Origin of the sequence: Streptomyces lushanensis (assembly GCF_001700515.1) — a bacterium.
GTDB lineage: Bacteria > Actinomycetota > Actinomycetes > Streptomycetales > Streptomycetaceae > Streptomyces > Streptomyces lushanensis.
The window spans coordinates 17,851-27,790 of sequence record NZ_MAUD01000085.1 but is presented as its reverse complement, the minus strand read 5'-3'; the positions used below and the strand labels follow the sequence as shown (position 1 = coordinate 27,790).

The window sequence follows — 9,940 nt, the reverse complement described above, 5'->3', positions numbered from 1 at the left end:
GGCGAGCCGCTGGGCCCAGCGTCGGCTGCCGCAGCAGGTGAGCAGCGCGGTTTCGGCGGCGAGTGGCGCGGCGGTGTTGAAACGGTGGAGGCCGTTCGGGTGGCCGGCGTGGGGTGCGCTGGACAGCGGGGGCTCCTCGAACGCGGCGGGCGGCGGAGGTCGTGGGCGGTGGTCGGCGCGACGGCCGGCGGGGCGCGGCCGGAGGTACGAACGTAAGGGCGGAAGCGGGACGTATGGACAGACGTGGGAAGGGGCGGGCCGGTTGACTCCGCCGGTGTGCCGGTTGAGCCGGCCGGGTGGGCCTGTCGGGCCGACCGGTGGGTTGTCGGACCGGCCCGTGTGACGGTTGCGCCGGAAGAGGCTGATGCGCCGTAACGCTATCGACGCGCCGCGGGGTACGTCCGACGGATGCGCCATTTTCACCCGGATGGGAGAGTTTCCCCGCGCGGGATGGACGTGGCCGTGGGACCTTCGCCGTAAGTGCGCCGCGCTTTCGTGGTGTGGGGGGTGCACCTGGCCCTCTTTGGGAGGTTGCGGAGTGATGCGAATACCCCGGCGGTCGCCGCGTTCTGTGCGTGCTCGGTGTGTTCCCGGTGCCCGGAGCGTTCGGAGCACCGAGAGTGCTCGGAGCGCCTGGAGCGCCTGGAGCGGTCAGCGCGCTCGCTCTGGGAGTGCCCGGCGTACCCGGACTTCCCGGACGGTCGCGGCGGTGGTCGCGATGGCCGCCACCGCCACCATGGCGGCGGCCTGTGACTCCGGCAGCGGCGGCGCGGGTACGGGGGACGGGGCGGAGTCGTCGCGGCTCGCCGCCTCCTCGGACGCCGCCGACTCCTCCTCGGACCGCGCCTCCTCCGCACGCTCCGCACCGGCCGTCGCGCCCTCGCCCTCGGGCACGTTCCCGCTCTCCTCGGCGCCGCGCGCCATACCCTCCGTCCGCACGTTCAAGGCCGCCCGCGGTCCCGGCTGGAAGCCGTCCGCCGGCAGCGGTGTCGTCATAGCCGGTGGCAGTGAGGGCCTGGCCGACGAGGGGAAGCTGCTCGCCGACGAGCTGAAGATCGCCTACCGGGGCACGGCCGCCGCAGGTGCCGGCGATGTCGAGCTGGCCCTCACGAGCGGAAGCGGCGCAGCCGAGTCGTACACCCTCACCACCGGTGGCGGTCGCGTGCGGATCACCGGACCCGATCAGGCCGGGGTCTTCTACGGCACCCGCACGCTCAAGCAGTCGCTGCGCGCGGACGGGGTGATGCCCGAAGGCGCGGTGCGGGACAGTCCCGGCCGCCCGCAGCGCGGGCTGAACCTGGACATCGCGCGCAAGTACTACACGCCGGGCTGGATCGAGAACCGGCTGCGCGAGATGGCCGACCTCAAGCTCAACATGCTCGGGCTGCACTTCTCCGACGACCAGGGCTTCCGTATCGAGTCCACCACCCATCCCGAGATCGTCTCCAAGCAGCATCTCTCCAAGGCCGAGGTCAGGAAGATCCTGGATCTCGCCGACCGGCTGCACATCACGGTCGTCCCGGAGATCGACTCCCCGGGACATCTCGGCGCGGTGCTGGCCGCGTATCCCTCGCTCCAGCTCCGCAATGCCTCCGGTGTGGCCACCAAGGGCGCGATCGACATCTCCCAGCCCGCCTCGGCGCGGCTCGTCGACGATCTGCTGCGTGAGTTCGCCGGGCTCTTCAAGGGCCGGTTCTGGCATCTCGGCGGGGACGAGTACCAGGCGCTGGTGGTCGCCGATCCCGAGGCGTCGTATCCGAAGCTGGCCGCGCTGGCCGTGCGGAAGTACGGCAGCGGGGGCCGGATCCAGGATCTGACGACGGGCTGGACGAACGACCGCGCCGCGACGATGCGCCAGTTCAAGCGGACGAACAAGGTGTGGAACGACGGTGTCTTCCGGGACGGTGCCGTCCAGGCCGACAAGGACCTGGAGATCGAGTACTGGACGGGCCGGGAGATGGGGGCGCGGCAGCCGGTGGAGTATCTGGACGAGGGCCGCCCGGTGGTCAACCTCAACGACGAGTACCTCTACTACGTGCTCGGCCAGCCGAACAACTTCATGTATCCGACCGGTCAGCGGATCTACGAGCAGTGGACTCCGCTGGTGCTGCGCGGCACGCGACCGGTCGACGCCAGGTACTCGAAGCAGATCCTCGGCGGACGGCTCGCGGTCTGGGGCGACTTCCCGAACGCGCAGACCGAGGACCAGGTGGCGCGCGGGATCCGGCTGCCGCTGGCCGCGCTGACGCAGAAGCTGTGGAACCCGGCGAAGCCGTCGCTGAACTGGAGCGAGTTCACGGCGCTCGCGAGGAAGGTGGGCGGCCCGGCCTGAGGACGGGGGCGGCCGGGCTGAGGACGGGGTGCCCGGCCCTAGGACGTAGGTGCCGGGCTGACGCTCCCTCACGGCGGCCGGAATCATTCGCGGCAGTGCCGTTCTTCCGGCTGCTCGACGGGCTCGGAATTCCGGGCGTACCGGATCTTCGCGGCCTTCCGGGCGGGGTGGAGCGGCGCGTACGCGGCCCGGAAGGGGGTCGCGGGTCATCTACGCGCGGTGACCGAGTGACGTATTCCAGCCGTCCGGCGCAGTAGGGGTCAGTACCGCCAGTACGCCCAGTACCGCCCCCGCGACGGGAGACTTGAATGAGCCTGGTGAAGCTGATCGCACAGGCGGATGCTCGTGGCCTGGCCGCGAGCGGACTCGCCTGCCTCGACCGTTGTCTGCCGCTGCTCGCGGACGACGCCGATGTGCTGCGACCGCTGTGGGCGGGTGTGGCCGTCCGGGAACAGGCCGTCCGGGAACAGGACTGGCCGGAGCGGCTGGCCGCGTCACGGCGGGCCGTGGAGACCGCCGCGTCCGAGGCGGAGCCGGCGCCGGAGCCGGAGCCTGACGCGGTGCCGGCCGAGGAAAGCGTCGCGCTCGTACGGACCATGCTCGCCTCCGCGCCCTCGGAGTGGGCGGCCGGGCCGCTGCGCGACTGGGCGGAGAGCTGCTCCCTCGCCGCGCTGGAGATCCACCAGAAGTTCGACGCGGTGGGCGAGGGCGGGAGCGCCGCCGCCGCGGAGCGGCTGGCACGCGCCCGCGAGGACACGGTGGCGGTCTCGGACGCGGTGGACGGCGCGGAGAGTACGGACGGCGTCGGCCCGCTGGTCGCCGGTGAACTCCGGCGCCAGATCAGGATCCTGGAGATCCTGGCCGAGACGGACGGACCCGCGGGCGTGCGCCAGGCCATGGACCAGTCGACCGAGGGCCAGCGGGTGCTGCGCGCGGTGGTCTCACGAAGGGCCAGGGCACAGAGCTGACCCGCGGGGTCACGCAAAACCCATGAGGCTCACGGGCCGTGAGCTGTACGGGCCGTGAGCCGTACGGGCCGTGAGCCGTTCAGGCTGTGAGGCATACGGACTGCGAGGCTCATACGAGGGCGATGTCGAGGACCGGAAGCCCGAAACCGCCCCCCGGCCGACCGCGCACCGGACGCCGCGCCGACCGCTCCAGGAGGACGACCGGGGCCGCCACCCCCCACAGGAGAGGCCCCGGTCGCCGTCCGCCGGGGCCGCAGTGCGGCCCCGTACTCATCTCAGCGCCGTGGATGCGTTTTCTGTCACACCGCACAACGTCAGCAAGTTGTTGCTGGTTGTACAAGTCATGGACGAGAGCGCGGGAAGGCCGTAGCGTTCAGGAACGCGTGGGGCGGCGCGGCAGTGACCAGCCGCGATTTCAGGACAGGTTGTGGGAGTGCTGGGGGACGACGCGGAGCTGACCGCCGCGGTGCTCGCGGCACAGGACGGGGACGAGGACGCCTTCCGTACTGTGTACCGCGCGGTGCACCCGCGGCTGTTGGGCTATCTACGGACACTCGTCGGCGAACCGGACGCCGAGGACGTGGCCTCCGAGGCATGGCTCCAGATCGCGCGTGACCTCGGCCGGTTCACCGGGGACGCCGACCGCTTCCGAGGCTGGGCCGCCCGTATCGCCCGTAACCGCGCGCTCGATCACATCCGGATGCGCGGCAGGCGCCCGGCCATCGGCGCCGACGACACCGAACTGACCGGTCAGCCCGCCGAGTCCGACACGGCGGACGAGGCCATGGAGGCGCTGGCCACCGACCGGACGATGGCGCTGATAGCGCGGCTGCCGCAGGACCAGGCCGAGGCCGTCGTGCTGCGGGTGGTGGTCGGACTCGACGCGAAGAGCGCGGCGAGGACGCTGGGCAAGCGGCCCGGTGCGGTACGGACGGCCGCGCACCGCGGACTCAAGCGGCTGGCGGAACTCCTGGACTCCGATGAGGAATGTCCTGGTTATCCCGATGGCGCCGAAGACGTTGACGGCCCCCGGGAAAACGCTTACTCCGCGGACGGCCGGCCCGGCGGCGGTACGGCCGGTACGCCCGCGACGGCGGCCGGCGGCTCCGGCGACGCGGCCGACGACGGCGGTCACCGCGGCGCGCGCCGCGCCTCCGCAGGTCACGGCGGCGGACTCGGTGTCGTACCGCCGCAGCGCATCGCTCGACCGGAGGTCGCGGCGTCCGCGGGTGTGACGCATTCGCGCCTGCGGACGCAGAAGGACATGTGATGGCCGACGAGCGTGACGCGTGGCTCGACAAGGACGCGGCGGAGAGTTTGCTGCGAGGTGAGCCCGTGGAGGCCGTGGACGAGCGTGTCCTGGCCGGAACGGAACGGCTCGCCGAGACCTTGCGGGACCTGGCCGCCGTCACGTACGCAAACGACACCGAACTCCCCGGCGAGGCCGCCGCCCTGGCCGCCTTCCGCCGGGCGGCGAGGGCGAGCGGGAAAACGACGGGCACGGTGGGCGCCGTGGGCGCCGGCTCCGGCGCGGGCGTCGGCTCCGATGCCGGGGCGGGCGACGGGATCGGTGCCGGCGTCGGCGTCGGCGTCGGCGTCGGCGTCGGCGGGAGTCTGCTCGGTGCGGTACGGCTCGCCGCCGCACCCGGGGACGCCGGCGCACCGCGCCTCGGCCGGCCCGTACGCAGAGGACTCGCCGTGGTGGTGGCCGGCTGCGCGCTCGGCGGTATCGCCGTCGTGGCGAGCGCAGGCGTCATGCCGCCGCTGTTCGCGGGCGAGCACGATCCCGTACCGGCCAACTCCGTTTCCTCGGTGACGACTCCGGGCCCGCGCCTCTCCGGGCCGTCCGACGGCGGCCGGGACACCACCGGTCCCTCGCGGACTCCGGGACCGGACCGCGAGGAACCGTTCACGCCGCACCCCTCGTCCGAGGAGGGCCCGGACGGCATCGGCGGTGTGAACGCGCACGGCGAATCCGGGCAGGGGGAGGGCGCGCTCGCCGGGAGCGGTCTGTCGGCCTCGGCGCAGGGGGACCGGGTGGGCACGCTGTACCGCGAGACACTCGACACCTGCCGCGCCTATCGCGACGGCACGATCGACGCGGAGCGCGGGGCGGCTCTGGAGTCGGCGGCCGACGGTGCCGGGGGAGCGAAGCGTTTCTGCGACCGGCTGCTCGGCGGCAAGGACGGTACGGGCGGTCCCGACGACAAGGGCGGCGGGGGCCACGGCGGCAGAGGGGACGGCTCCGGCCGCAGCGGCCACGGCGACGACCACGGGCACGGTCCGGGGAACGGCCATGGCAACGGGCCGGGCGGTGACGGCGAGGGCGGTGGCGACGGCGGTCCCGTGCTCTGGGCGCCGACTCCTTCGTCCGCCGCCCCGACGCCACTTCTGACACCCGTACCGGCCACCTCGCACCCCGACCCGGCTCCGGACTCCGGCACAGGCCCGGTCGGCTCGTCGCTCCCGCCACGCTGACCTGCCGGTTTCCCGAGGGCGGCCGTCAAGTGTGACGTTTTTTCTGACCGTGACGCAGTTAAGAGTGAGCCGACTGGTCATCGGCCGCGCATCGAGCCGGGGTTCCCCCCGTACCTTCGGCTCAGCGCACTCGGCGCGGGCGGGTCACGTTCCCCCGGTCCCGCCCGCGCCACCCCCCTTTGCACCACGGCCGGCGCCGGTCGCCGGCCCGTCGGCGGCGGTGCCGCCGACGGGCGACCGGCCTACCAGTAGATGACGACCTTGTCGCCCGTGCGGACCTCGTCGAAGAGCCGGGCGATCTTCGGCTCGTCACGGACGTTGACGCAGCCGTGCGAGGCACCGGTGTAGCCGCGGGCCGCGAAGTCCGCGGAGTAGTGGACCGCTTGGCCGCCGCTGAAGAACATCGCGTACGGCATGGGCGTGTCGTAGAGCGTCGAGACATGGTGACGGGACTTCCAGCCCACCGTGAACGTGCCTTCGCGGGTCGGGGTGTACTGCGAGCCGAAGCGGACGTCCATCGAGGCCCTCACCGTGCCGTCGACCATCCAGGAGAGCGTGCGGCTGTTCTTGCTGATGCACATCACCCGTCCCTTCAGGCAGCGCGGATCGGGCTCGGCGACCGGCCTGGTGGTGGGCGGGCGCAGTTCGTCGCGGGTCGGCCGGTCCGTCAGGGCGAGCAGCCGCTCCCACGTGACGGCGTCCGTCCCGCCGGTGGGCTCCAGTCCGTGTCCGGTCTGGAAGGAGGCGACGGCGGCGGTGGTGACCGAGCCGTAGTAGCCGGTGGGAGCGCGGTCGAAGTGGCCCGTCTGGCGTAGCCTGGCCTGGAGTTCCCGTACCCGCTCGCTCTCGTCGCCGCTCGCCATCAGCGGCTTCGGCTCGGGCTCGGGTTCCGGCTCGGCGGCCGGGGTGCTCTCGCTCGGGGTGGGCGCGGGCGGCGGAAGGGTCGTACGGTCCGCCGCCGGGCGCGCCGACGGCTCTTCGGACTCCGTCGGCGACGGCTCGGCCGACTCGCCGCCCGGTGTGACGCGCGCCCCCACCGGAGCGCCGCCCGGCTTGGCGTCCGCCGACGGCCCGCCGTCCGCGGGCCGCACCGTACAGCCGACACTCACGGCCAGCACGGCGGCCGTGGCGAGGCCCGCGCGCAGGGCTGATGTCCTGAGCACTGTCGTCCCCCTGTCTCTCCCGTGTCCTGTGTCCCGCGTCCCACGGCTGTCCCGCGTCCCACGACGTGCTTTCCTTCGGTCCTCTCGTCAGACAGCTTCCCGCCCGTAAGGGTTGTGCACGCGCGCGGGTAACCATCCTCGCCGTCCCGCGTGTGGCCCGTCGCCCGGCGTGCGCGCGCCGCTACAGTCCGTCAGGAAGCGGGCGGCGGCGACGGATCGACCAGCGGGAGGCGCAACGATGGCGAGCGAGCCGGGCAGGGGCGGGACCAGCGGGAGCGGCGCCCGGACCACCGGGAGCGGACTGCCCGTCGAGCCGGTCTACGGCCCCGGCGCACTGGCCGGCTGGGACCCGGTGGAGAAGCTCGGCGAGCCCGGCTCGTATCCGTTCACCCGTGGGATCCATCCGTCCATGTACACGGGCCGGCCGTGGACCATGCGCCAGTACGCCGGATTCGGCACCGCCGCCGAATCCAACGCCCGCTACCGGCAGTTGATCGCCCACGGTACGACCGGCCTCTCCGTCGCCTTCGATCTGCCGACCCAGATGGGGTACGACAGCGACGCGCCGATCGCGAGCGGCGAGGTCGGCAAGGTCGGTGTCGCGATCGACTCGGCCGACGACATGCGGACGCTCTTCGACGGGATTCCGCTCGGCCAGGTCTCCACCTCGATGACCATCAACGCGCCCGCCGCCCTTCTGCTGCTCCTCTACCAGCTCGTCGCAGAGGAACAGGGTGTGCCCGCCGCCGCGCTGACCGGCACCGTCCAGAACGACGTGCTGAAGGAGTACATCGCGCGCGGTACGTACATCTTCCCGCCCAGGCCCTCGCTGCGGCTGACCGCGGACATCTTCCGGTACTGCCGCGCCGAACTGCCCCGTTGGAACACCATCTCCATCTCCGGCTACCACATGGCGGAAGCGGGAGCCACGCCCGCGCAGGAGATCGCGTTCACGCTGGCCGACGGTATCGAGTACGTGCGGACCGCCGTCGCCGCGGGCATGGAGGTCGACGACTTCGGGCCCCGGCTCTCCTTCTTCTTCGTCTCCCGCACGACGATCCTCGAAGAGATCGCCAAGTTCCGTGCCGCGCGCCGGATCTGGGCCAGGATCATGCGTGACGAGTTCGGCGCGCGCGATCCCAGGTCGCAGATGCTCCGCTTCCACACACAGACGGCGGGCGTGCAGCTCACCGCGCAGCAGCCCGAGGTCAATCTCGTGCGGGTGGCGGTGCAGGGACTCGCGGCGGTCCTCGGCGGTACGCAGTCGCTGCACACCAACTCCTACGACGAGGCCATCGCCCTGCCGACGGACAAGGCGGCCCGGCTCGCGCTCCGTACGCAGCAGGTGCTCGCGTACGAGACCGATGTCACCGCCACCGTCGACCCGTTCGCCGGTTCGTACGCCGTCGAGCGGATGACGGACGAGCTGGAGGCCGCGGCGGTCGAGCTGATGGGCCGGGTCGAGGAGCTCGGCGGCGCGGTCGAGGCGATCGAACGGGGCTTCCAGAAGGGCGAGATCGAGCGCAGCGCGTACACCGTCACCCGGGAGACCGAGAGCGGTGAGCGCGTGGTCGTCGGTGTCAACCGCTTCACCATCGACGCGGCCGAGGAGGAACCGTACGAGCCGCTGCGCGTCGATCCCGCGATCGAGGCGCGGCAGGCGGCCCGGCTGGCCCGGTTGAGGGCGGAGCGTGACCGGCGCGCGGTGGACGGGGCGCTCACCGCGCTGAGGAAGGCGGCGGAGGGCACGGACAACGTGCTCCCGCCGATGAAGGCGGCGCTGCGGGCGCGGGCGACGGTGGGAGAGGTGTGCGACGCGCTGCGCGAGGTGTGGGGGACGTATGTGACGACGGACGCCTTCCGGGGCTGAGGCGCAGCCCGGGGCTGAGGCGCAGCCCGGAGCCGAAGCGCGACCCGAGGGCCGGACCGGGCCGCACCGCCGTACCGCTGTACCGCCCGCCGCACGGCCGTGCGCACCGCCGTGCGCGCGGCGGTGCGGCGGGCCGGACCCGATCCGCGGAAGTCACCTCCGTCGGTTCGTCCGTGTGTGCGACACTCCGCACCATGCTGGGTGTCACTGATCTGCCGACCTATCTGGTCGGCCTCGTTCTGATCGTTCTGCTGCCGGGGCCGAACTCGCTCTACGTGCTCTCGGTCGCGGCCCGCCGCGGGATACGCGCGGGCTACACCGCGGCGGCCGGTGTCTGGTGCGGCGACACGGTGCTGATGGTGCTCTCGGCGGCCGGGGTCGCCTCGCTCCTCCAGGCCAACGAACTGCTCTTCGGGATCGTCAAATACGCGGGCGCCGGATATCTGACCTGGCTCGCGATCGCGATGCTGCGCACGGCCCGGTCGCTGTGGCGCAGCCGGCACGAGGGCGAGGGGACCGTCGCGTCCGGCGAAGCGTCCGGCGCGCCGGCGCGCCGGCGGACGGACCCGCCGCCTCGCCCGCCGCGGTGGAGCGGCCGTACCGCAGGGCCCTGGTGATCAGCCTGTTCAACCCGAAGGCGATCCTGTTCTTCATCTCCTTCTTCGTGCAGTTCGTCGACCCGGGATACGCGCATCCCGTGCTGTCGTTCGTCCTGCTCGGGGTACTCGCCAATCTGGCCAGCGCCCTCTATCTCTCCGCCCTCATCTTCGGCGGCACCCATCTGGCCGCCGCCTTCCGCCGCCGCAAGCGGCTCTCGGCGGGCATGACCTCGGTGGCGGGAGCGCTGTTCCTCGGTTTCGCGGTGAAGCTCTCCCTCAGCAGCGCCTGATCCAGCGGCTGCGGCGATTCGGCAGTTCGGCAAGTTCGGCAGCTTCGACGGTTGGCCGGTTGGCCGGTTGGCCGGTTCGACGGTTTCGGCGACAGAATCCAGTTCTGCCGCGTTCGCCCTGTTCACCGGATTTACCCTGTTCCCCGGATGTCTCCTGGTGTCTCCGGTTTCGCCACGATGCGTACGTGATCCCGGGCGTACGGTGACGTCCGCCGGCCCGGCCGGACGGGCCCCTGCCCG

Annotated in this window: 6 protein-coding genes and 1 pseudogene; 6 read left to right on the top strand and 1 reads right to left on the bottom strand. The window is 72.4% G+C overall.

Annotated elements, in window-relative coordinates; translation table 11 throughout:
* Nucleotides 1-718: 718 nt before the first annotated feature.
* The 4 genes from BFF77_RS07945 (at nt 719) to BFF77_RS36190 (ending at nt 5,778) form a co-directional block, all read left to right on the top strand.
* Nucleotides 719-2,332 (top strand): beta-N-acetylhexosaminidase, encoded by a 1,614-nt coding sequence (locus BFF77_RS07945; RefSeq protein ID WP_066945496.1) that lies wholly within the window; start codon nt 719-721, stop codon nt 2,330-2,332.
* A 308-nt stretch (nt 2,333-2,640) separates the two neighbouring features.
* Complete coding sequence (locus tag BFF77_RS07940) at nt 2,641-3,300, top strand: hypothetical protein (RefSeq protein ID WP_066945491.1); 660 nt, start codon at nt 2,641-2,643, stop codon at nt 3,298-3,300.
* Between the two features lie 433 nt (nt 3,301-3,733).
* Complete coding sequence (locus BFF77_RS07935; RefSeq protein ID WP_066945493.1) at nt 3,734-4,570, top strand: RNA polymerase sigma factor; 837 nt, start codon at nt 3,734-3,736, stop codon at nt 4,568-4,570.
* Nucleotides 4,570-5,778: a hypothetical protein gene (locus BFF77_RS36190; protein ID WP_066945488.1), complete on the top strand. Its 1,209-nt coding sequence runs from the start codon at nt 4,570-4,572 to the stop codon at nt 5,776-5,778. Before BFF77_RS07935 ends, BFF77_RS36190 begins: the two co-directional genes overlap by 1 nt.
* Before the next feature lie 242 nt (nt 5,779-6,020).
* Here BFF77_RS36190 and BFF77_RS07925 read toward each other — a convergent pair whose 3' ends face one another.
* Nucleotides 6,021-6,941, bottom strand: a complete 921-nt coding sequence (locus BFF77_RS07925; protein ID WP_066945485.1) for a L,D-transpeptidase family protein — start codon at nt 6,939-6,941, stop codon at nt 6,021-6,023.
* Between the two features lie 238 nt (nt 6,942-7,179).
* On the opposite strand from BFF77_RS07925, the gene BFF77_RS07920 reads away from it, so the two are divergent.
* Together BFF77_RS07920 and leuE are read left to right on the top strand one after the other, a co-directional pair.
* A complete protein-coding gene (locus BFF77_RS07920; RefSeq protein WP_066945482.1) occupies nt 7,180-8,811 on the top strand; it encodes an acyl-CoA mutase large subunit family protein in 1,632 nt (543 codons plus the stop codon).
* 194 nt (nt 8,812-9,005) lie between these two features.
* Nucleotides 9,006-9,700: pseudogene (gene leuE, locus BFF77_RS37880) on the top strand (leucine efflux protein LeuE).
* Nucleotides 9,701-9,940 lie beyond the last annotated feature (240 nt).